Source organism: Streptomyces sp. NPDC017991 (assembly GCF_044328075.1).
Lineage (GTDB): Bacteria > Actinomycetota > Actinomycetes > Streptomycetales > Streptomycetaceae > Streptomyces.
The window spans coordinates 853,718-874,239 of the sequence record NZ_JBIRGP010000003.1; the positions used below are offsets into that span (position 1 = coordinate 853,718).

Sequence of the window (20,522 nt, forward strand, 5' to 3'; positions counted from 1 at the left end):
AACGCCGGGTGGTGACCCGAGGAGCCCACCTTGGCTGCTGAGCTGCATGTCGAGCTCGTCGCCGCGGACCGCAGTGTCTGGTCCGGCGAGGCCACCCTGGTCGTCGCGCGTACCACGTCCGGCGACATCGGCGTCATGCCCGGTCACCAGCCGCTGCTCGGTGTGCTGGAGTCGGGCCCGGTGACCATCCGTACGAGTGATGGTGGAACGGTCGTCGCCGCGGTGCACGGCGGTTTCATCTCTTTCGCGGACAACAAGCTGTCCCTGCTGGCCGAGATCGCCGAGCTGTCGGACGAGATCGACGTCCGGCGTGCGGAGCGGGCGATGGAGCGCGCGAAGTCGGACGCCGACGCGTCCGCCGAGCGTCGCGCGGACGTCCGACTGCGGGCGGTGTCGGCGCACTGAGACCAGCGCGCAGAAGGAAGTGACTCAGCCGCGGCCAGGACCGGAGCTTTTCCGGACCGGGTCGCGGCTGAGGCGATGCGGGTGCTTTTTTCCTTTCCGTTACCTAGGAGACGAGGAGGTCGGTGTCGATGGTCCTCGCTCTGACTGTGGTCGGGTCGGTAGTACTGCTGGTGGCCCTCGGACTCTTCGTCTTCGGCCTGCGTCGCAGAGTGATCCAGCGCTCCGGCGGCACCTTCGACTGCAGCCTGCGGTGGGACGTCCCGGAGAAGACCGACACCAGCGGCAAGGGCTGGGGCTACGGCATCGCCCGCTACAGCGGTGACCGGATCGAGTGGTTCCGCGTCTTCTCGTACGCGCTTCGGCCGCGGCGTGGTCTTGAACGCTCGGCGATCGAGGTGGCCGGCCGGCGGGCCCCCGAGGGCGAGGAGGAGCTGGCGTTGCTGTCCGACGCGATCATTCTCGCCTGTGTCCATCGCGGTACGCGGCTTGAGCTCGCCATGAGCGAGGACGCGCTGACCGGTTTCCTTGCCTGGCTGGAAGCCGCGCCGCCCGGGCAGCGAGTGAATGTGGCTTAACCATTCACTCACTGCCCGGGCGGTTTCGGTTCAGCGCCGCTGGGGTCGTGTGGATTCCGCGGGTCCGTCGTGGCTGGGCGCGCAGTTCCCCGCGCCCCTACGGGGCTGGGGCTGTTAGCTGAGGCCGTTGTTGATGGCCGTCACCAGTTCGCCGTTGTTCGTGTCGCCGCTGAACTCCCAGAAGAACGCGCCGCCCAGGCCCTGGTTCTTGGCCCAGGTCATCTTGGAGCCGATGGTGGCCGGGGTGTCGTAGCTCCACCAGTTGTTGCCGCAGTACGCGTACGCCGTACCCGCGATCGTGCCGGTGGCGGGGCAGGAGCTCTTGAGGACCTTGTAGTCCTCGATGCCCGCCTCGTACGTGCCGGGTGCCGCGCCGGTCGCCGAACCGCCGGGGGCGGCCTGGGTGACGCCGGTCCAGCCGCGCCCGTAGAAGCCGATGCCGAGCAGCAGCTTCTTCGCGGGTACGCCCTTGCTCTTGAGCTTGGCGATGGCGTCGGCCGAGTTGAAGCCGGCCGCCGGGATGCCGCTGTACGAGGTCAGCGGCGAGTGCGGGGCGGTCGGACCGTCCGCGTCGAAGGCGCCGAAGTAGTCGTACGTCATCACGTTGTACCAGTCGAGGCTCGCGCTGGCGCCGCCGTAGTCGGCCGCGTCGATCTTGCCGCCGGAGGAGCCGTCCGCCGTGATGGCGGCGGTGACCAGGTAGTTGGAGCCGAACTCGGTGCGCAGCGCCTGGCTGAGGGTCTTGAAGGAGCTGAAGCCGGACGTGTCGCAGCTCAGGCCGCAGGCGTTCGGGTACTCCCAGTCGATGTCGATGCCGTCGAAGACGTCGGCCCAGCGCGGGTCCTCGACGAGGGCCTTGCAGGACGCGGCGAAGGCGGCCGGGTTGGCGGCGGCCTCACCGAAGCCGCCCGAGTAGGTCCAGCCGCCGAACGACCACAGCACCTTGATGTTCGGGTACTTGGCCTTCAGCTGACGCAGCTGGTTGAAGTTGCCGCGCAGGGGCTGGTCCCAGGTGTCGGCGGTGCCGCTGACGGACTGGTCGGCGGTGTACGCCTTGTCGGTGGCCGCGTAGGCGTCGTCGAGGGTGCACTTGCCGCCCTTGACGTTGCCGAACGCGTAGTTGATGTGCGTGATCTTCGACGCGGAGCCGGAGCTGACCAGGTTCTTCACGTGGTAGTTGCGCCCGTAGACGCCCCACTCGGTGAAGTAGCCGAGCTTGACCTTGTCGCCGGTGGGCGGCGGGTCGGTGGTGCCGCCCGTGGTGTGCACGGCGGTCGCGCCGCTGACCGGACCGGTCTGGTCGGCCGTGTCACGCGCCTGCACGGTGTACGAGTAGTCGGTGCCGGCGGTCAGACCGGTGTCGCTGTACGAGGTGCCGGTCACCGTGGCGACCTTGGCGCCGTCGCGCAGGACGTCGTAGTTCTTGACGCCCTTGTCGTCGGTGGCCGCGCTCCAGGCGAGCTTCACCGAGGTGTTGGTGATGTCGGAGGCGGTCGGCTTGCCCGGGGCGGAGGGCGCGTTGTCGCCGGGGACCGTGGGTCCGCCGTCACAACTGCCGCCGTTGAGCTTGCAGTTGGCGGGGGAGCCGGTGCCCGAGCCGTTGAAGCCGAAGGAGAGGGAGGCGCCCGGTGCGAGGGTGCCGTTCCAGGACTTGTTCTTGGCGGTCCAGTGGGTGCCGGAGCTGGTGACGTCGGCGTCCCAGGCGGAGGTGACCGAGGTGCCCGAGGGGAAGTCCCACTCGACGGTCCAGGAGCTGAGGGCCGTCGTGCCGGTGTTCTTGACGGTCCACTTGCCCTCGAAGCCGGTGCCCCAGTCCTGGGTCTTGGCGTAGGTGGCGGTCGCCGACGTGGCGGCGGAGGCGGGGCTCGCGAGCCCGACCAGGGCGGCGAACGGCAGCAGCAGGGTGGTGAATCCCGCTATGGCTCTGTGTCCGAGTCTGCGTCTGAGGCGCATCCGCGTCTCCTTGGGGGAGTTTTATGAGGTGCGCAGGACAATAGAAAGGTCTGGACCATAGGTCAATAGGTCCAGACCACTGTGGGGGTGCGGTGCGACTAGTTGTTACACGCCCAACTCCTGCGCCAGTACCGCCGCCTGCACCCGGCTGCGCAGTTTCAGTTTGCCCAGGAGGCGGCTGACGTGTGTCTTCACCGTGGCCTCCGCCATGTCGAGGCGTACCCCGATCTCCGCGTTGGACAGGCCTTCGCCCAGGCAGGAGAGGACTTCCCGCTCGCGCCGGGTCAGCGCCTCCAGGACCGAGGGGTCTGCCGACGGTTCGCGGACGGGGCGCGCGGCGAACTCGGCGATCAGCCGGCGGGTGACCGCGGGCGAGATCAGCCCCTCGCCGCCCGCCACCGTGCGGACCGCCTCGATGAGCCGGCGGGCCTCGGTGTTCTTCAGCAGAAAACCGGCGGCGCCCGCGCGCAGCGCGCCGAACACGTACTCGTCCAGGTCGAACGTGGTGAGTACGAGGACGTCGGCGAGGCCTTCACCGACGACCTGGCGGGTGGCGGCGACGCCGTCCAGGCGGGGCATCTGCACGTCCATCAGGACCAGGTCGGGACGGAGTTCGCGGGCCATGGCCACCGCCTGCTCGCCGTCCGCGGCCTCGCCGACCACCTCGATGTCGGGGGCGCTGCCCAGGATGAGGACGAGACCGGCGCGTACGGCGGACTGGTCCTCGGCGACGAGCACACGGATCATGCGGTTTCCCCTTCGGTGATCGGGAGGGTGGCGCGGACCGTCCAGGTTCTGCCGCCCGTCGTGTCGTGCGGGCCGGTCCGCGCTGCCTCGGTCCCGGGTCCGGCCTCGAACGTGCCCTGCAGCAGGGCGACCCGCTCGCGCATGCCGATCAGTCCCGCGCCCGAACCGGGGGCGCGGGGGCCGTCGCGGCGGACCTCGCCGAAAGGACTGGTCACCCACACGTCCAGGGCGTGGTCGCGCTGGACGAGGGAGACGGTGACCCGGCCGGGGGAGGCGTGCTTGAGGGCGTTGGTCAGGGATTCCTGCACGATGCGGTAGGCGGCCAGTTCGACCGGGGCCGGGAGCGCGGTGTGGGCGCAGTCGAGGGCGACGTCCAGGCCGTTGCCGCGGGCGTGCTCCACCAGGGAGGCGAGCCCGTCCAGGGTGGGCGCGGCGGCCGGCTCGGTGTCCCCGCTGCTGTCGCGCAGGATGCCGATGAGACGGCGCATCTCGGCGAGCCCCTCGACACTGTTCTCGCGGATCACCCCGAGGGCCTGTTTCGAGGTGGCCGGGTCGTCGAGGGAGAGCGCGGCCGTGGAGTGGATGGCGATCGCCGACAGGTGGTTGGCCACCATGTCGTGCAACTCCCTCGCCATCCGGGCGCGTTCGGCGGTGACGGCCTGGACGCGGTCGATCTCGGCGAGCAGGGCGGTCTGCTCGGCGCGCAGCCGGGCGGCCTCGGCGGCGTCGCGGTGGTTGCGGACCACCCACCCGGTCGCGCCGGGCGTGAACGCCACGACACCGACGACCACGCCGATCAGCAGCGCCTCCGGGACCCGCCAGACCGCGAACGGCACCACCGTGCCGAGTACCGTGAGCGCCCCGCTGATCCACAGGACGCGGCGGGCGGTGGCGGGCGGGCCGTACAGGACGGCCGCGTACACGAGGTCCGTGAACATCACGACGGTCACCAGGTTGCCCTGCGTGACGGTGTCGACGGTCAGTGCGGCGACGCCGACCAGCAGGCCGGTGCGCGGGTGGGTGCGCCGCAGCAGTTCGCAGCCCGCGATCACGACGAGTGGCAGCAGGATCGGCCAGCGGCCCGACCAGAGCACGATCGGGTCGGCGGCCGGGCGGGTGCCGAGGCCGGCGCCCCAGAGGAGGAGTCCGCCGAGCAGACCCGCCAGCGCGATGCGCACGTCGTCGCGGTGCGGGCGGGGGTGTCGCATGGCCATGACTCCATCCAACACGCCGTGCCCGCTCGTCGCCTGCTCCTGGAGAACGGTCCGTGAGCCCGTCCGAGTACATCGAAGGATGCAGGAGCGGTTCGTCATCGCCGACGACGATCTCCGGTCGTTCTCTCGCGAGCCTTGGAGGGTGACCGAGAGGAGTTCGTCGTGATCGTCACGCTGATCGTTGTGTGCGAGGTCGGCTTCTGGGTGCTGCTGGCCGGGGGACTCGCCTTTCGCTATCTGCTGAAGATGCCCCGCACGGGGCTGGCGCTGCTGCTGTGCGAGCCGCTGCTTGAGGTCGTGCTGCTGGTGGTCACCGCGCTGGATCTCAAGGCGGGGGCCGAGCCGAACTGGACGCACGGGCTGGCCGCGCTGTACATCGGGTACACCGTCGGGCACGGGCACCGGACCGTGACGTGGCTCGACGGGCATGCGGCGCATCGGCTCGGCGGGGGGCCTCGGCCGGCCGGGCCGCCGAAGTACGGGATGGCTCGGGCGCGGCACGAAGGGGTGGTGTGGCTCGGCACGGTGGTGGCGGCTGCCGTCGCGACCGGTCTGCTTCAGATCGCGATCTGGTACGTCGATGACCCGGGGCGGGTCGGGTCGCTGGAGAGTTGGCGGTATGTGGCCTGGCGGGTGGCCGGGGTTCACGGGGTGATCGCGTTGACGTATCTGGTGTGGCCGAAGAAGGCGCCTGCGGGGGTCTGACGAAGGGGTGGCTGGGGTGCGGGCCCGGTGGGGGCTGGTCGCGCCGTTCCCCGCGCCCCAGAACAGGCGCAAGGCGACAAGATTGCGCCGTTCCCCGCGTCCCTAGTCTCGGTCGCCTCCCGGGATCCATAGGACGTCCCCTACTTCCTTGTTCGCCGTTCTGGCCAGGATGAAGAGGAGGTCCGAGAGGCGGTTCAGGTAGGTCGCTGTGAGGGGGTTCATGACCTCCGCGTGGGATTCCAGGGCCGTCCAGGTCGAGCGTTCCGCCCGGCGGACCACCGTGCACGCCTGGTGCAGGAGGGCCGCTCCGGGAGTGCCGCCGGGGAGGATGAAGGAGCGGAGCTTCTCCAGCTGCTCGTTGAAGCGGTCGCAGTCCGCCTCCAGCTTGTCGATGTAGAACTGCTCGACGCGCAGAGGTGGGAACTCGGGGTTCTCCACGACCGGCGTCGACAGGTCCGCCCCCACGTCGAACAGGTCGTTCTGGACGCGGGAGAGGACCTTCACGATCTCCTCGTCGAGGTCGCCGAGGGCGATCGCCGTGCCGAGCGCCGCGTTCGCCTCGTTGGCGTCGGCGTACGCCGAGATCCGCGGATCCGTCTTGGCGGTGCGGCTCATGTCGCCGAGGGCGGTGGTGCCCTGGTCGCCGGTCCTGGTGTAGATGCGCGTCAGATTGACCATGCGGCCAGCGTAGTTACGCCCCAGCCGTTCGGAACACGCGTGTGCCCACTGTCACGGCGAGTCCCGCGAGGCCGACGGCCACGAGGACCCCGTACGCCATCGAGGCGGTGGCGTACGAGCCGACGTAACCGTCCCGCATCGCGTCCACCAGATAGCGGAACGGCATGACGTGCGAGAGGGCGTCCAGCCAGCCCGGTGCCAGCGACATGGGGAGCATGAGGCCGGACAGGAGCATGGAGGGCATGGTCAGGGCGTTGATCGTCGGGCCGAACGCGTGGGGTGAGCTGATGCGCATGGCGAGCGCGTAGGAGAGCGAGGCCAGCGAGACCGTCAGAAGGGCGACGAAGGCGAAGCCGATCAGGATGCCCGCCACAGGTGCGCGCAGGCCCATCACCACGGCGGCCAGGACCAGCAGGACCGCCTGGAAGACGAAGACGGCCGTGTCGCGCAGCACCCGGCCGAGCAGGAGCGCGAGCCGGCTGACCGGGGTGACGCGCATCCGCTCCACGACCCCGTGGTTCTTCTCCACGATGATCATGAATCCGGCGAACGCGGCGCCGAACAGGCCGAGTTGCAGCAGCAGACCGGGTACCAGGATCTGCCAGGAGCTCCCGCCGCCGCCCAGCGGCAGATCGGTGAGCAGGGGGCCGAAGAAGAGCAGGTACAGCAGCGGCATCAGTACGCCGAAGAGCATCGCGAATCTGGAGCGCAGGGTCTGGCGGAGATAGCGCCCGAAGATCAGCGCGGTGTCCTGGAGAAGCATGTCGGTCACGACCTCACAAGTTCGGACGGCTGGACGGTTGCGGGGGCGGGAGCCGTCGGCTCCGGGGTGCGGCCGGTGATCGCCAGGAACGTGTCCTGGAGCGTCGCGTCGACCGAACCGCCGTGGCGGAGCTTGAGCGCGCTCGGCGTGCCTTCCGCGACCACGACCCCTCCGTCGACGATCACGAGCCGGTCGGCGAGCGCGTCCGCCTCGTCGAGGTAGTGCGTGGTGAGGAAGACGGTGGTGCCGTGCCGGTCGCGGAGGCGGCGGACGAGGTCCCAGAGGTCGGCGCGGCTCGCCGGGTCGAGGCCGGTGGTCGGCTCGTCGAGGAACAGCACCTTCGGGCGGTGGGCGAGGCCGAGCGCGATGTCGAGGCGGCGGCGCTGGCCGCCGGAGAGCGCCGCCGTCTTCCGGTCGAGAAGGTCGGTCAGGCCGAGGTCGAGGGCCAATTCGTCGGCGCGCTCGATCGCCTGCCGCTTCGTCAGACGGTAGAGGCGGCCCTGCGTGACCAGTTCCTCCCGTACGGAGACCTGGGGGTCGACCCCGCCCGACTGCGCCACGTACCCGCACACGCGGCGGACGCCCGCCGGGTCGCCGGCCAGGTCGTGGCCCGCGACGGTGGCGGCGCCGCCGGTGGGGGCCAGCAGGGTCGTGAGCATCCGGAGTGTGGTCGTCTTGCCGGCGCCGTTCGGGCCGAGGAGGCCGAGGATCTCGCCCGGCGCCACGGTGAGGTCGATGCCGCGGACCGCCTCGACGGGGCCGCGTTTGGTCTGAAAAGTCCGGGCCAGGCCGGACGTGCTGATGATGGGCATGCGCCAAGAAAAACAGAGTCACTTTAATTTTGCAATGCCACCAAGATTTAAGGGAGTCCAAAAAATCCGGTTCCGGCCTACGATGGGGCCATGGCAGAGGGGCTCAGGGAGCGGAAGAAGCGCGAGACCAGGCAGCGCATCTCGGACATCGCCACGGGACTGTTCCTGGAGCACGGCTTCGTCACCGTGACGATGGTCGACGTCGCGGACGCCGCCGATGTGTCCGTGAACACCGTGTACAACTACTTCCCGGCCAAGGAAGACCTCTTCTTCGACCGCAGTAAGGGCGTGATCGACCGGCTCTCCCGCTGGGTGCGCGGCCGGGACCCCGGCGAGTCGGCCGCCGCCGCCGTCCTGCGCGAACTGCGCGAGGAGGTCGAGGCGGTCTCGCCGCGGGTCGGCCTGATGGCGGGGTACGACCGGTTCATGCGCGTCATCCACGACGCGCCCGCCCTCCGCTCCCGGCTGTGGAGCCTGCAGCAGGAGGTCCACGACCACCTGGCGGACACCTTGCGCGAGGAGACGGGCGCGGCGCCGGACGATCCGACGCCCGGACTGATGGCGGGGCAGATCGGCTGGCTCCACCAGACGGTCATGAGCACCGTCGGGCGCGAGATGGTCGCCGGGCGCGATCCGGCCGAGGTCTCCCGCGAGGTGCTGACGCTGCTGGACGGCATGGAGGACCTTTTGAGTGAGAAGGTCCTCAACTACGCCGTACGGGCGGCGGAATGAGCCGCCCGGTGTGATGTCCGTCAGATGAGACGTGACGCGCGTTACTTAGCGGTCACACGGCACCTCACGACCGCTAGGGTCCGCCGGAGAGGCAACTCGAAGACGTGTTGTTCGGGGCTGTCTCGCGATGTCAACGCCAGTCGTTCCGGTCGGCCTCCCGCCGGCCGGAGTCCGGGGTCGCGCGGCGGTGGCCGCACATCGACGCGGCACCCGGGAAGAAGCAGCAGGGGAGTCGGACAGTGGCAGGGAAGCTCGCCGTCATCGGGGCCGGACTCATGGGGTCCGGTATCGCCCAGGTCGCCGCACAGGCAGGCTGGGACGTCGTCCTGCGGGATGTCACCGACGCGGCGCTGACCCGTGGCACCGACGGCATCAAGGCCTCGTACGACAAGTTCGTGAGCAAGGGGAAGCTGGACGCGGGCGCGGCCGAAGAGGCGCTGGGCCGCATCACCACGACCACCGACCTGGACGCGGTCGCCGACGTCGACCTCGTCGTCGAGGCCGTGTTCGAGAAGCTGGAAGTCAAGCACGAGATCTTCCGTACGCTCGACAAGCTGGTGAAGGACGAGACCGTACTCGCCTCCAACACCTCGGCCATCCCGATCACCAAGATCGCGGCGGCCACCGAGCGCCCGGAGCGGGTCGTCGGCGTCCACTTCTTCTCGCCGGTCCCGATGATGCGGCTCTGCGAGCTGGTCCGCGGATACAAGACCAGCGACGAAGCGCTCGCGACCGCCCGGGAGTTCGCCGAGTCGGTCGGCAAGACCTGCATCGTCGTCAACCGCGACGTGGCCGGCTTCGTCACCACCCGGCTCATCTCGGCACTCGTCGTCGAGGCGGCCAAGCTGTACGAGTCGGGCGTGGCCACCGCCGAGGACATCGACCTGGCCTGCAAGCTGGGCTTCGGTCACGCGATGGGACCGCTCGCCACCGCCGACCTCACGGGTGTCGACATCCTGCTGCACGCGGCGAGCAACATCTACACCGAGTCCCAGGACGAGAAGTTCGCCCCGCCGGAGCTGATGCGCCGGATGGTTGACGCCGGTGACATCGGACGCAAGAGCGGGCAGGGCTTCTACACCTACTGACACACGTACCGGCTCCGTGCTGATCCACGGCCCATCACACCGTCACTCGTCAGGGTGATTTGGGTATCGGTTCGCTCACGGACGGCAACTTCTGCCCCGGTACGGCAGTCAGTCCTGGCAACACCTCGCACCACAGGACACGACGAAGACGCCGAGTACGAAAAACGCACTCTCGGGGAGCGCATATGCACATCAGGGGCGACCACGCCGAGCTGGTCGTCGGGGGCCGCCTCGACGTCCGCAGCGCGGCGGACGCCCGTACGGTCCTGCACACGGCCATCGACGACGGCGTCGGCGACCTGGTGCTCGACCTGTCAGAGCTGGACTCCTGGGACGCCACCGGCCTCGGTGTCATCATGGGAGCCCACCGGCGGGCGGGGCGGTACGGCCGGAGGATTGTGCTGCGCGGCGTCCCGCCGCAGATGCAGCGCCTGCTGGTGGCCACCCGCCTCCACCGCATCCTGGCGATCGAGGGCGGTATCGGGGTCGAATCACTGCCCCGGGTGTGAGGCTCCGCGTCACTGCCGCAAACGGCGAAGATCGGATCGGAAGCGGCGTACGAAACCCGTATCTCACGAACAATCCTCACGAAGCTGTGACGTCTCGGGCGGCGCGGTACCCCGTGTGTTCCTGGATACTGTGCGAAGGTTTAGGGTTCGCGTGCCCGCGTGTTGATGAACCCGTCAGTGGGCACCGGACCAGAAGCGACAGCGCAGTGTGCGGCAGGCCGGAGGGGGCTCGCACACGACGCTTTTGGGGGGCTTGGACCTATGGACCCGATCAACCGGGGACCTGAAGACTTCGGTCACGACGACGACTCGGCGCCACGACAGCGCCCACCGCGCGAGCCTTTGACGCACGCGCTGGGGCAGGGTGGCGTCCAGCACACACCCGCACCGGCCCGCATCGTCCAGCTGGTCGCGGGCGACCATCTGCTCACCGTCAATCCCGTCGACGGCAGCGAGATCGAGCTCTGCCCGCCGGGCGAGCGACCGCCGCGGCCCACGAAGTTCAGCGCCGCCGAGCGGACCGAGCACACCCGTTCCGCACGGCCGCCCGTCCCGCCCGGGGCGCCGGGGCCCGGACTGCCGCTCCTGGAGCGCCAGGAGGAGCGTGAGCGGCTCGTACGGCTGCTCGCGCGCGGACGCTCCGTACGGCTCACCGGGCCCTCGGGCTCGGGCCGCACCGTCCTGCTGGACGCCGTGGCCGACGACTGCGCGGACCTCGCGCCCGACGGCGTGCTCCGCCTCAGCGGCCATCGCCGCACTGCCGACGATCTGCTGCACGACCTCTTCGCCGCCGTCTACGACGCTCCCCTGTACCGGCCGGAACGGGACGAACTGCTCGCACTCGTCCACGAGATCGGCGCGGTCGTCGTCCTGGACGACGTGGAGTTCGGCGGCAACGCGCTCGAAGACCTGCTCGACGCCACACCCGAGTGCGCCTTCCTGGTCTCCGCGACGCCCGAGATCGCCGCGCCGTCCGCCGACTCGCTCCTCGAAGAGGTCTTCCTCAGCGGTCTCGGCCGCGCCGGCGGCCTCGAACTGCTGGAGCGTGCCGTCGGCCGTGTCCTGACCGAGGAGGAGGCCAACTGGGCGGCCGACCTCTGGTTCGAGTCCGAGGGGCTCCCGCTGCGCTTCGTCCAGGCCGGTGCCCTGTTGCGGCAGCGCGACCAGCTGGGCACCGACCCGGCGGCCTTCGACGACTTCGGCCGCTACTCGGGCGAATACGACGAGGCGCCCGCGGACGCGTACCCGGACGCACCTGCGGGCGCGTCCACCGACGCGTCCACCGACGAGTACGGCACTGACGAGTACGGCACCGAGGACCGCCGTGAGGTACCCCTGCCCTCGCTCGCCGAGGGTGCCGCGCCCGCCGCGCTGCTCGCCTCCCGGCTCAGCGAGTCGGCCCGCGCCACCCTGCGCTTCGCCGTCGCCCTGGGGGGCGAGGTGCCGCACCAGGCGCATCTGCCCGCCATCGTGGGGCACACGCACGCGGACGCGGCGCTCGCGGAACTCGTCGGCTGCGCGCTCGTCACCCCGGTCGGATCGCACTACCGCCTCGCGGCCGGTGTGCAGACCCAGCTGGAGGGCGCGGGATACGCCGCGGACGCCGAGGAGACGGCCCGTGCCGCCGCGCGGCACTACGCATGGTGGGCCGGACACCCGTCCGTCACCCCGGAGCGGGTCTGCGCCGAGGCGGACGCCGTGCTCGCCGCACTGGCCGCCCTGGTGCCGCTGACCGTGCCGCCGGCCGGGGACGAGGAGAACGCCACGGCGGTGGAGCTGGCCCGGACGGCCGCGCCCGCCTTCGCCGCGGGACTGCACTGGAGCGCCTGGGAGCGCGCGCTGCGCTCCGGGAGCGAGGCCGCCCGGCTCGCCGGCGAGGTCTCGGATCAAGCCTATTTCCACCACGAGTTGGGCATTCTCGCGCTCTGCGGCGGACAGCTCGACCGGGCCCGCGCCGAACTGGAGGCCTCGGTCGGCCTGCGCGGTGCCCTGGCCGACAAGCGCGGCACCGTCGCGGGGCGGCGCGCCCTGGCCCTGGTCGCGGACCGCTCGGGCTTCTCCAGCCTCCCGGCCTCGTTCGGGCAGGGGGGACTCCCGGCACTGCCCGCGGCGATCGGCTCGACGTCCGGCGAGGAGGTGCCCGACGCGCGGTACGAGGAGTCGGCGTCCCCGCCCGGCGGCGTACCGGCCGTGTTCGCGGCGGTCCCCTCGCCGCAGGGACCGGGCGAGCCCGCCACACTGGTCACGCACCGCAGCGGGTCCGCCTCCCCGGCCAGGACCGGAGGGGCGACGGCAGGCGGTGTGAAGGGCCTGGTCAACGGCGCCCGGCGCAATCTGGTGGCCGTCGGCGCGGGCGCGCTGCTCGCCGCCGTGCTCGGCACGGTGGTGACGCTCGGCGCGACCTCCAACCCCGACGACGACACCCCGGCGGAGAAGGTCGCCGTCACCCCGTCGGCCAGCGCGGACGACGACGGTGAAGGGCTCGGCGCGGACCGGCCGAAGAACGACAGCGGCGACGTGGGCTCGACGGCCCGACCGACCGACCCGGGCGAGGACGGCGTCCTCGGGACCTCGGACGACCCGACACCGACGTCGACCGGCGAGCCGTCGGACGACCCGAGCGGGTCGCAGGAGCCGAGCCCGACCAAGTCCACGACGAAGTCGCCGTCGTCCACGCCGAAGCCGCCGACTTCGCCGAAGCCGTCCAACACCACGAAGCCGCCGACGAGTTCCACGCCCTCTCCGACGCCGACCGAGTCCGAGCCCTCCGGGGAGCCCAGCGAGAGCCCGCCGTCCGAACCGTCGACCGCCGACTCGGCCAGCGGTCCCGCGTCCAGCCCGGCCACGAGCAGCGGCTCCATGAGCAGCGGCGCACCCGGGTCGCCGACGGTGATCTGAGGCAGGCCGGAGACGCGGACAAGGCTTACGCGAGTCCGCCACGGCACGACGGTGGGCCGGGACCTTTCACAGGTCCCGGCCCACCGTCATGCCGTACGAAAGATTCCGGCCCGGGTCAGAACAGCCGCAGCTTGTCGTCCTCGATGCCCCGCATCGCGTTGTAGTCGAGGACCGTGCAGCCGATGCCCCGGTCCGTGGCGAGCACGCGGGCCTGCGGCTTGATCTCCTGGGCGGCGAAGATGCCGCGGACCGGCGCGAGATGCGGGTCGCGGTTCAACAGGTCCAGGTAGCGCGTCAGTTGCTCCACGCCGTCGATCTCACCGCGCCGCTTGATCTCCACGGCGACGGTCCCGCCGTCCGCGTCGCGGCACAGGATGTCGACCGGGCCGATGGCCGTCATGTACTCGCGGCGGATCAGCGAGTAGCCCTCGCCGAGGATCTCGATCCGGTCGGCGAGCAGCTCCTGGAGGTGCGCCTCCACGCCGTCCTTGATCAGGCCGGGGTCGACACCGAGCTCGTGCGCGGAGTCGTGGAGGACTTCCTCCATGGTGATGATGAGTTTCTCGCCCGCCTTGTTGATGACGGTCCACACACCCTCGTCGTCCCCCGAACCCTCCTTCAGGGTGCAGGGCGGCGACATCCAGTTGAGGGGCTTGTAGGCCCGGTCGTCCGCGTGGATCGAGACGCTGCCGTCCGCCTTCACGAGGATGAGACGGGGGGCCGACGGGAGATGGGCGGTGAGCCGGCCCGCGTAGTCAACGGAGCAGCGGGCAATGACGAGACGCATGGTCGGCAACGCTACTCGACCGGCACGGGTCGGCGCGATCCGGCCAGGAGGACCGTTGACCGGAGCCTTTCGCGCCGCCTTCCCTGTCGCCCCTGTTTCCCCGGATAAGCCCTGTTCGAAAGTGGCCGGTTGTGTGCACGTTGGGTCTTCGCTGTGTGCCCAATGTCCTGGTGCGGCCACGAACAGTTGCCTACCGTATAAACGGGAGGTCGCGATGCATGTACTCAGCGTGTTCGTCGTCGCGGTCTCCTTCCCTGTCAGTCAACCCCCTCTGCCGAGGGGGTGCGAGAGGAGAACCCATGTCGCTGGACGTCTCACCGGCCCTACTCGAAAAGGCCGAGCGAGGCGAGGTCGACGAAGCGGAATTCGTCGACTGCGTCCGGACCTCCCTGCCCTACGCATGGGAGATGATCAGCTCCCTGGTGGCTCAGCTGAAGGTGGACGGCGGCAACTTCGCCGACAACCAGACGCCTCCGCCGGACGAGCAGGCGCGGGGCCAGCTGCTGCGTGCCCTCGCGAGTGACGCGATACGAGGTGCGCTGCAACGGCACTTCGGGGTGAGGCTGGCCTTCCAGAACTGCCACCGGGTGGCAGTGTTCCCGTTGGACGGCTCGGTGGACGAGACCCTGACCCGCTTCACATCGGTGCGCAGTCAACTGCTGAACCAGTCGCCGGAGTTCCGGGATTGCTGATGCGGTGATGTCGCCCTGCTTGCCGCTCCGTACGCGGGAGGTGTTCTGTACCGGAGCGGCAGGCTTCCCGTGGCTCGGGCCCGTGCGGCCCGGGCCCCGGGTCCGCGGAGGCGGGGTGTCGTGGTCCCGGGCCGGTGCGCCGGTCCGCTGATCACCGGAGCCTTGGCAGTACCTCGTCCCCCAGCCGCCGTACGTTCTCCTCCGTGGCGGCCAGATCGCCGGAGCCCTCCACGAGGAGCGCGAAGCGGGTGATCCCCGTGCGCTCGGAGGTCGCCGCGAGGCGGTCCGCGCACAGCCGGGGGGTGCCCACCGGGTGCAGCCCGCAGAGGAGTTCGGTGTAGGCCGCGGGATCGCGCATCGAGCGCTTGCGGTCGTCCACCGTCACATGGGCCTCCAGTCCCTGCCGCAGCCACCCCGGCATGGCTTTCTGCAGCGTCTCGACGGCGTCCGTCCGCCGGTCCGCGATCTGTGCCACACCGGCCGACACGTGGGACGCGCCGGCGACCGCGATGTCGTCGGGGGAGTGCCCCGCGGCGAGCGCGTACGTACGCCACAGCGCGACCATCTCGGCCTTCTCCTCGTCCCCCACATGCATGCCGAGGAGCATCGGAAGTCCGCGGTCGGCGGCCATCCTGACGCTCGACGGCGAGGTGCACGCGACGACGACCTCGGGGCTCTCGCCGCCCGACAGGGCCTCCGACGGCCGCGGTACGACCGCCACTTCACGGAAGCCGAAACGCTCGGAGCCGCCCGCCACGGACGGCCGGCGCAGCCAGCTCATCAGCAGATCGAGTGATTCCGGGAACCCGTGTTCGTACGCTTCGAGGCCTGTCCCGAAGACCTCCAGGTCGACCCACGGCCCGCCGCGCCCCACCCCGAGCGAGAAACGTCCGCCCGAGGTCACGTGCAGCAGCGCGGCCTGTTCGCCGAGTGCCACCGGGTGCACGGTGGGCAGCACGCTGACCGCCGTGCCGACGCGGATCCGGCGGGTGCGGCCCAGCAGCAGCGCCGCCAGCGTCACGGCCGACGGGCACGTCCCGTACGGCACGAAGTGGTGCTCGGCCAGCCATACCGTGTCGAGCCCCGCCTCCTCGGCGACCTCCGCCGACCGCACCGCGCGGTGCAGCGCCTCGCCCTGTCCCTGACCGGGAAACTGGGCCGCCAGAACAAAACTTCCTACGCGCATCGCGCTCCTGCCTCCTTGTGCCGATGAGGCTCCCCCATCCCGCATAACCGTCTGACACGTGCCAAAGACACGGCTTGGCGGGGAGATTGGCGGATTGTCTGGAGAATGGGCCGACCGCGCGGGAGGTCTGTGGGGATTGGTGACGTACGCGTACCCCTGGGAGCTCCGCGTAGGCTGGACGCAGCCCCTGCTCCCTGTATAGCTCCGTGAGGTGTCCTGTGTCCCCGCGTCGCAACCGTCCCCACGTCGGTGGCTCCGGCCGGAGCGCGGACGAGGATCCGTCCGACCGGTACGGCGGCTGGCAGTCGGCCGAGAGCTGGCGGGGCGAGTCCTGGAGCGTACGGCACGTGGCGGGAGCGAGCGCGCAGGGCAAGACCTACCGCTGCCCCGGCTGCGACCAGCAGATTCCCTCCGGCGTCCCGCACGTGGTCGCCTGGCCCGAGCACTCCGGGGTGGACGAGCGCCGCCACTGGCACAAGTCGTGCTGGAACGCGAAGGACCGCCGCACCACGAGGGTGCAGCGGTCCCGGAACGCGCCGAGGTTCTAGGACCCCGGCCGCCGCTCGGCCGGCGCGTCGCTCAGACGTCCCGCCGCTCAAGGAGGACGTACGCGCCCGCGATCGCCGCGGCGGTCACACCGACGAGCAGGAGCAGCTGCGAGCCGCCGCCGTTACCGGAGTCGAGTTCGAAGATCTTGGCGAGCGCGTTCGGGGCGTTGTAGTCCATCATCTTCTCGCCGATCGTGCGCATGCTCTCGGACATCATCAGGAACGCCGGCAGGATCGCCGGGACCAGCACCAGACCGAGCATCGCGGTGATCGCACCGGCGGAGTGCCGCAGCATCGAGCCCACGGCGAGCGCGAGCACCCCGAGCAGCGACACGTACAGCGCGCCCATCAGGACGGTCCCGCCCCACGCGTTGTCCGAGGCCCCGCCGTGCATGCCCGAGGTGACCAGGCCGACGAACCCGATGGCGAGCGCCGACACGACGAACGCGACGACGAAGAAGATGACCAGTTTGGCGGTGAGCACCCGGTGGCGCTGGGGCGAGGCCGTGAACGTCGTACGGATCATGCCCGTGCCGTACTCGGACGAGACCACCAGCACGCCCAGGGTGATCAGGCAGATCTGCCCGAGGATCAGCCCGAAGAAGGCGGGGATCGTGTACGGGACGTCCGCGTAGTCGTTGTCGTTCGTCTGGGCGGCGACGAGGAGGCCGATCCCCACGACCAGGAGCAGGAAGACGCCGAGCGTCCACATCGTGGAGCGCACCGACTTGATCTTCGTCCACTCCGAGGTGAGCGCGTGCCCGAGATGGGTGCGCGTGATCGGAATCGGCGAGGTGTACGAAGTCCCGGGCGCCGACTGCCAGTTCGGGGCAGGGGCGGCCTGCTGGTGCGTCTGCGGCTGGGGCGTGCTCATCGGGCGTCCTCGGGCTTGGTCAGGTCGGGGGCGGCGGAGGAGGGCTGCGCGGGTGCGGCCGGAGACTGCGCGGGCGGAGACTGCGCGGGCGCGGACTGCGCAGCGGCCGGCTGAGCGGGCTGGGCGTACGGGTTGGGCTCTCCGGCGCCCGGGACGCCCGGAGCGCCGTAGGGGCCCGCGGGCGGCTGTCCCTGGGGCATCGCGAACGGCTGCCCGCCCTGCTGGGGTGGCGGCGGCGCGTACCAGCCCGGCTGGCCCTGTCCCGGCACCGGCATCTGCGGCGGGGGCATCGCGCCCGGCGGCAGCTGCTGCTGGAATCCCGCGCGCTGGTCGGTGGTGGAGCGGTAGTCGACCGCGCCCTGCGTCATCCGCATGTACGCCTCCTCCAGCGACGCCTGGTGCGGCGACAGCTCCCACAGCCGTACGTCGGCGTCGTGGGCGAGGTCGCTGATGCGGGGGAGCGGCAGTCCCGTGACGCGCAGCCCGCCGTCCTGCTCCGGCATCACCTGACCGCCCGCCTCCGTGAGCGCGGCCGTCAGCTTCTCGCGCTGGGCGGGGTCGGTGCCGGGGGTGCGCACCCGTGCGAAGTCGGCCGAGTTGTGCGAGATGAAGTCGCGGACGCTCATGTCGGCGAGCAGCTGGCCGCGGCCGATCACGATGAGGTGGTCCGCCGTGACGGCCATCTCGCTCATGAGGTGCGAGGAGACGAAGACGGTCCGGCCCTCCGCGGCCAGCGACTTCATCAGGTTGCGCACCCAGAGGATGCCCTCGGGGTCGAGTCCGTTGACCGGCTCGTCGAAGAGGAGCACCTGCGGGTCGCCGAGCAGCGCGGCCGCGATGCCGAGCCGCTGGCCCATGCCGAGCGAGAAGCCCTTGGAGCGCTTTTTCGCCACGTCCTGGAGCCCCACGACCCCGAGCACCTCGTCCACCCGGCGGGCGGGGATGCCCGACAGCTGCGCCAGGCACAGCAGGTGGTTACGGGCGTGCCGGCCGCCGTGCACGGCCTTGGCGTCGAGCAGCGCGCCGACCTGGCGCGGCGCGTTGGGCAGCCTGCGGTACGGGTAGCCGCCGATCGTCACCTGCCCGGCGCTGGGGTTGTCCAGCCCGAGAATCATCCGCATGGTCGTGGACTTGCCCGACCCGTTGGGGCCGAGGAAGCCGGTGACCGAGCCCGGCCTGACCTGGAAGGAAAGGTTGTACACGGCCGTCTTGTCGCCGTAGCGCTTCGTCAGGCCGACTGCCTCGATCATTCTCCGCACCCATCGAAAGGTTCAGGACGTCGGGGCACACGCCCCCGTAAGGGTTAGGAGGATAGCGGGGCGCTGACGGTTCCCTTCAAGAGCGGGTAAAACCTCAGGCGTCCCGCCGCTTCAGCAGCACGTACCCGCCGATCACCGCGACGACGACCCACAGCACCATGATGCCCAGCCCTCCCCAGGGTCCGTACGGTACGTCGTCGTCGAGCGGGGTGACCACCTGCATGATCTTGCTGCCGGCCTGGTCGGGCAGGAACCGGCCGATCTTCTTGGTGGCGGAGACGTTGCCGAGGATGGCGGAGATCAGGAAGAAGAACGGCATCAGGATGCCCAGGGACAGCATCGGGCTGCGGAGCATCGTGGCGACGCCCATCGAGAAGACGGCGATGAGGGTCATGTAGAGGCCGCCGCCGATGACCGCGCGCAGGACCCCCGGGTCGCCGATCGACGCCTTGTGCGAGCCGAGCATCGCCTGACCGAGGAAGAACGCGACGAAACTGGTCACGAGGCCCACGAGGAAGGCGAGCCCGGTCGCCACCGCCATCTTGCTGAACAGGAACGTGCCGCGCTGCGGGACGGCGGAGAGCGAGGTGCGGATCATGCCGGTGCTGTACTCGTTGGACACCACCAGCACACCGAACACGATCATCGCCAGCTGACCGAGGCTCATCCCGGCGAAGCTGATGTAGGTGGGGTCGAAGGAGAGCCGGTCCTTCGCGCTCATCTTGTCGAACTCGTTCTTCGACAGCAGCGAGATCAGCGCACCGAGCACGACGGTCACCACGGCGGCGAGGCTCAGCGTCCACAGTGTGGACGCCACCGACCGGATCTTGGTCCACTCGGATCTCAGGACCTGGGTCGCGGCCATGGATTCAGCCCTTCTTCCAGTCGTTGCCCCACTGGGGTCCCGGCACCGGCGGTCCCGGCTGCTCGCCGGGGAGGGGAGGCGGCGCGGCACCGAGCGGGGCGCCGGTGTGCGCGTGGTACTCCACCGACTCCGCCGTGAGCTGCATGAAGGCGTCCTCCAGCGAGGCCTGCTGGGGGCTCAGCTCGTGCAGCACGATCCCATGCTGCGCGGCCAGCTCGCCGATGTCCTCGGGCCGGTGCCCGTCCACCTCAAGTGTCCCGCCACCCGTCTCGACGGCCGTGACCCCGGCCCGGTGCAGCACGTCGAGCAGCAGCTCACGCCGGGGCGACCGGATGCGTACGTACGACCGGGAGTTCTCCCTGATGAAGTCGGCCATGGACGTGTCGGCGAGCAGCCGGCCTTGGCCGATCACGACGAGATGGTCGGCGGTCAGCGCCATCTCGCTCATGAGGTGCGAGGAGACGAAGACGGTACGTCCCTGGGCCGCGAGGGACTTCATCAGATTGCGGATCCAGTGGATGCCCTCGGGGTCGAGCCCGTTGACCGGCTCGTCGAACATCAGGATCCGGGGGTCGCCGAGCAGCGCGCCCGCGATACCGAGCCGCTGCCCCATGCCGAGCGAGAAGCCCTTCGCCTTCTTCTTCGCCACCGCGGTGAGCCCGACGGTGTCCAGGACCTCGTGCACCCGGCTCCGCGGGATGCCGTTGCTCTGCGCGAGGCACAGGAGGTGGTTGAAGGCGCTGCGCCCGCCGTGCATGGCCTTGGCGTCGAGCAGGGCGCCGATGTACGTCAGCGGGTCCTTGAGCCGGTCGTAGTGCTGCCCGTCGATCCGGACGTCACCCGCGGTCGGCCGGTCGAGCCCGAGCATCATCCGCATGGTCGTGGACTTCCCGGCCCCGTTCGGCCCGAGAAACCCGGTGACGATCCCGGGCCGCACGGCGAACGTCAGCTGATTCACAGCCATCTTCTCGCCGTACCGCTTGGTCAGCCCCGCAACCTCGATCATGCGCCCACGCTAAAACGCAACAAAGCCCCCTGCCACTGGAGGCAGGAGGCTCCGAGGCCGCACCCCGTGAGGGGCGCCCCGTGAGGGGCGCCCCGTAAGGGGCGCCGGGCTGTATCGATCTGCGGCTCCGCCGCGTGGGCGCGACCAGCCACAGCCCCTTAAGGGGCGCGGGGAACTGCGCGACCAGCCACGACGGACCCGCAGATCCCCACAAACCTGTACGTAC

21 protein-coding genes are annotated in these 20,522 nt (G+C 70.4%); 9 read left to right on the forward strand and 12 right to left on the reverse strand.

The features are described from left to right. Nucleotides 1-30: 30 nt before the first annotated feature. Together ACH4DZ_RS12335 and ACH4DZ_RS12340 are read left to right on the forward strand one after the other, a co-directional pair. Nucleotides 31-405 carry a F0F1 ATP synthase subunit epsilon gene (locus ACH4DZ_RS12335; RefSeq protein ID WP_398286981.1) on the forward strand — a complete coding sequence of 125 codons (375 nt, stop codon included), beginning with the start codon at nt 31-33 and terminating at the stop codon, nt 403-405. 128 nt (nt 406-533) lie between these two features. Next, a complete protein-coding gene (locus ACH4DZ_RS12340; protein WP_398286982.1) occupies nt 534-980 on the forward strand; it encodes a DUF2550 domain-containing protein in 447 nt (148 codons plus the stop codon). A 114-nt stretch (nt 981-1,094) separates the two neighbouring features. Here ACH4DZ_RS12340 and ACH4DZ_RS12345 read toward each other — a convergent pair whose 3' ends face one another. The 3 genes from ACH4DZ_RS12345 to ACH4DZ_RS12355 form a co-directional block, all read right to left on the reverse strand. Beyond that, entirely contained in the window at nt 1,095-2,933 is a 1,839-nt protein-coding gene (locus tag ACH4DZ_RS12345) for a glycosyl hydrolase family 18 protein (RefSeq protein ID WP_398286983.1), read from the reverse strand. Between the two features lie 105 nt (nt 2,934-3,038). Continuing rightward, entirely contained in the window at nt 3,039-3,680 is a 642-nt protein-coding gene (locus tag ACH4DZ_RS12350) for a response regulator (RefSeq protein WP_398286984.1), read from the reverse strand. Continuing rightward, nucleotides 3,677-4,894 (reverse strand): sensor histidine kinase, encoded by a 1,218-nt coding sequence (locus tag ACH4DZ_RS12355; RefSeq protein WP_398286985.1) that lies wholly within the window; start codon nt 4,892-4,894, stop codon nt 3,677-3,679. The genes ACH4DZ_RS12350 and ACH4DZ_RS12355 overlap by 4 nt, the downstream gene beginning before the upstream one ends. Nucleotides 4,895-5,056: 162 nt before the next feature. On the opposite strand from ACH4DZ_RS12355, the gene ACH4DZ_RS12360 reads away from it, so the two are divergent. After that, nucleotides 5,057-5,599 carry a hypothetical protein gene (locus ACH4DZ_RS12360; protein WP_398286986.1) on the forward strand — a complete coding sequence of 181 codons (543 nt, stop codon included), beginning with the start codon at nt 5,057-5,059 and terminating at the stop codon, nt 5,597-5,599. 102 nt (nt 5,600-5,701) lie between these two features. Here the strand turns inward: ACH4DZ_RS12360 and ACH4DZ_RS12365 are convergent, their stop codons facing one another. The 3 genes from ACH4DZ_RS12365 to ACH4DZ_RS12375 are packed head-to-tail and all read right to left on the reverse strand — an operon-like array spanning nt 5,702 to nt 7,852. Further along, nucleotides 5,702-6,277 (reverse strand): cob(I)yrinic acid a,c-diamide adenosyltransferase, encoded by a 576-nt coding sequence (locus ACH4DZ_RS12365; protein WP_398286987.1) that lies wholly within the window; start codon nt 6,275-6,277, stop codon nt 5,702-5,704. A 13-nt stretch (nt 6,278-6,290) separates the two neighbouring features. After that, nucleotides 6,291-7,040, reverse strand: a complete 750-nt coding sequence (locus ACH4DZ_RS12370) for an ABC transporter permease (protein WP_398287088.1) — start codon at nt 7,038-7,040, stop codon at nt 6,291-6,293. A 5-nt stretch (nt 7,041-7,045) separates the two neighbouring features. Next, nucleotides 7,046-7,852 (reverse strand): ABC transporter ATP-binding protein, encoded by an 807-nt coding sequence (locus tag ACH4DZ_RS12375; protein WP_398286988.1) that lies wholly within the window; start codon nt 7,850-7,852, stop codon nt 7,046-7,048. Nucleotides 7,853-7,942: 90 nt separating this feature from the next. Here ACH4DZ_RS12375 and ACH4DZ_RS12380 point away from each other — a divergent pair, with 90 nt between their 5' ends. From ACH4DZ_RS12380 to ACH4DZ_RS12395, 4 genes are all read left to right on the forward strand, one after another. Then, nucleotides 7,943-8,584 (forward strand): TetR/AcrR family transcriptional regulator, encoded by a 642-nt coding sequence (locus tag ACH4DZ_RS12380; RefSeq protein ID WP_398286989.1) that lies wholly within the window; start codon nt 7,943-7,945, stop codon nt 8,582-8,584. Between the two features lie 239 nt (nt 8,585-8,823). Then, nucleotides 8,824-9,672 (forward strand): 3-hydroxyacyl-CoA dehydrogenase family protein, encoded by an 849-nt coding sequence (locus ACH4DZ_RS12385; protein ID WP_398286990.1) that lies wholly within the window; start codon nt 8,824-8,826, stop codon nt 9,670-9,672. 185 nt (nt 9,673-9,857) lie between these two features. Then, a complete protein-coding gene (locus tag ACH4DZ_RS12390) occupies nt 9,858-10,181 on the forward strand; it encodes an STAS domain-containing protein (RefSeq protein ID WP_248777348.1) in 324 nt (107 codons plus the stop codon). 261 nt (nt 10,182-10,442) lie between these two features. After that, on the forward strand, nt 10,443-13,079 hold the full coding sequence (locus tag ACH4DZ_RS12395; RefSeq protein WP_398286991.1) for an ATP-binding protein: 2,637 nt from the start codon (nt 10,443-10,445) through the stop codon (nt 13,077-13,079). 115 nt (nt 13,080-13,194) lie between these two features. Here the strand turns inward: ACH4DZ_RS12395 and nucS are convergent, their stop codons facing one another. Continuing rightward, nucleotides 13,195-13,866, reverse strand: a complete 672-nt coding sequence (nucS, locus tag ACH4DZ_RS12400; RefSeq protein WP_398286992.1) for an endonuclease NucS — start codon at nt 13,864-13,866, stop codon at nt 13,195-13,197. A gap of 299 nt (nt 13,867-14,165) precedes the next feature. Here nucS and ACH4DZ_RS12405 point away from each other — a divergent pair, with 299 nt between their 5' ends. After that, a complete protein-coding gene (locus ACH4DZ_RS12405) occupies nt 14,166-14,558 on the forward strand; it encodes an SCO5389 family protein (protein ID WP_398286993.1) in 393 nt (130 codons plus the stop codon). A 151-nt stretch (nt 14,559-14,709) separates the two neighbouring features. On the opposite strand, the gene ACH4DZ_RS12410 is transcribed toward ACH4DZ_RS12405, so the two are convergent. Next, nucleotides 14,710-15,744, reverse strand: coding sequence for an LLM class flavin-dependent oxidoreductase (locus tag ACH4DZ_RS12410; protein WP_398286994.1), 1,035 nt, complete (start codon nt 15,742-15,744; stop codon nt 14,710-14,712). Nucleotides 15,745-15,962: 218 nt separating this feature from the next. Here ACH4DZ_RS12410 and ACH4DZ_RS12415 point away from each other — a divergent pair, with 218 nt between their 5' ends. Then, on the forward strand, nt 15,963-16,292 hold the full coding sequence (locus ACH4DZ_RS12415; RefSeq protein WP_248777345.1) for an ATP/GTP-binding protein: 330 nt from the start codon (nt 15,963-15,965) through the stop codon (nt 16,290-16,292). 31 nt (nt 16,293-16,323) lie between these two features. Here the strand turns inward: ACH4DZ_RS12415 and ACH4DZ_RS12420 are convergent, their stop codons facing one another. From ACH4DZ_RS12420 to ACH4DZ_RS12435, 4 genes are all read right to left on the reverse strand, one after another. Further along, on the reverse strand, nt 16,324-17,166 hold the full coding sequence (locus ACH4DZ_RS12420) for an ABC transporter permease (RefSeq protein WP_398286995.1): 843 nt from the start codon (nt 17,164-17,166) through the stop codon (nt 16,324-16,326). After that, entirely contained in the window at nt 17,163-18,416 is a 1,254-nt protein-coding gene (locus ACH4DZ_RS12425; RefSeq protein ID WP_398286996.1) for an ABC transporter ATP-binding protein, read from the reverse strand. The genes ACH4DZ_RS12420 and ACH4DZ_RS12425 overlap by 4 nt, the downstream gene beginning before the upstream one ends. Nucleotides 18,417-18,519: 103 nt before the next feature. After that, on the reverse strand, nt 18,520-19,290 hold the full coding sequence (locus ACH4DZ_RS12430) for an ABC transporter permease (protein ID WP_398286997.1): 771 nt from the start codon (nt 19,288-19,290) through the stop codon (nt 18,520-18,522). Between the two features lie 4 nt (nt 19,291-19,294). Next, nucleotides 19,295-20,296, reverse strand: a complete 1,002-nt coding sequence (locus tag ACH4DZ_RS12435) for an ABC transporter ATP-binding protein (RefSeq protein ID WP_398286998.1) — start codon at nt 20,294-20,296, stop codon at nt 19,295-19,297. Nucleotides 20,297-20,522: the final 226 nt, after the last annotated feature.

What these genes read in the sequence shown, in the direction of transcription:
- ACH4DZ_RS12340 (WP_398286982.1), top strand. Translation starts at nt 534, where the DNA reads ATGGTCCTCGCTCTGACTGTGGTCGGGTCGGTAGTACTGCTGGTGGCC.
- ACH4DZ_RS12345 (WP_398286983.1), bottom strand. Translation starts at nt 2,933, where the DNA reads ATGCGCCTCAGACGCAGACTCGGACACAGAGCCATAGCGGGATTCACC.
- ACH4DZ_RS12350 (WP_398286984.1), bottom strand. Translation starts at nt 3,680, where the DNA reads ATGATCCGTGTGCTCGTCGCCGAGGACCAGTCCGCCGTACGCGCCGGT.
- ACH4DZ_RS12355 (WP_398286985.1), bottom strand. Translation starts at nt 4,894, where the DNA reads ATGGCCATGCGACACCCCCGCCCGCACCGCGACGACGTGCGCATCGCG.
- ACH4DZ_RS12365 (WP_398286987.1), bottom strand. Translation starts at nt 6,277, where the DNA reads ATGGTCAATCTGACGCGCATCTACACCAGGACCGGCGACCAGGGCACC.
- ACH4DZ_RS12370 (WP_398287088.1), bottom strand. Translation starts at nt 7,040, where the DNA reads ATGCTTCTCCAGGACACCGCGCTGATCTTCGGGCGCTATCTCCGCCAG.
- ACH4DZ_RS12375 (WP_398286988.1), bottom strand. Translation starts at nt 7,852, where the DNA reads ATGCCCATCATCAGCACGTCCGGCCTGGCCCGGACTTTTCAGACCAAA.
- ACH4DZ_RS12380 (WP_398286989.1), top strand. Translation starts at nt 7,943, where the DNA reads ATGGCAGAGGGGCTCAGGGAGCGGAAGAAGCGCGAGACCAGGCAGCGC.
- ACH4DZ_RS12390 (WP_248777348.1), top strand. Translation starts at nt 9,858, where the DNA reads ATGCACATCAGGGGCGACCACGCCGAGCTGGTCGTCGGGGGCCGCCTC.
- ACH4DZ_RS12395 (WP_398286991.1), top strand. Translation starts at nt 10,443, where the DNA reads ATGGACCCGATCAACCGGGGACCTGAAGACTTCGGTCACGACGACGAC.
- nucS (WP_398286992.1), bottom strand. Translation starts at nt 13,866, where the DNA reads ATGCGTCTCGTCATTGCCCGCTGCTCCGTTGACTACGCGGGCCGGCTC.
- ACH4DZ_RS12405 (WP_398286993.1), top strand. Translation starts at nt 14,166, where the DNA reads ATGTCGCTGGACGTCTCACCGGCCCTACTCGAAAAGGCCGAGCGAGGC.
- ACH4DZ_RS12410 (WP_398286994.1), bottom strand. Translation starts at nt 15,744, where the DNA reads ATGCGCGTAGGAAGTTTTGTTCTGGCGGCCCAGTTTCCCGGTCAGGGA.
- ACH4DZ_RS12420 (WP_398286995.1), bottom strand. Translation starts at nt 17,166, where the DNA reads ATGAGCACGCCCCAGCCGCAGACGCACCAGCAGGCCGCCCCTGCCCCG.
- ACH4DZ_RS12425 (WP_398286996.1), bottom strand. Translation starts at nt 18,416, where the DNA reads ATGATCGAGGCAGTCGGCCTGACGAAGCGCTACGGCGACAAGACGGCC.
- ACH4DZ_RS12430 (WP_398286997.1), bottom strand. Translation starts at nt 19,290, where the DNA reads ATGGCCGCGACCCAGGTCCTGAGATCCGAGTGGACCAAGATCCGGTCG.
- ACH4DZ_RS12435 (WP_398286998.1), bottom strand. Translation starts at nt 20,296, where the DNA reads ATGATCGAGGTTGCGGGGCTGACCAAGCGGTACGGCGAGAAGATGGCT.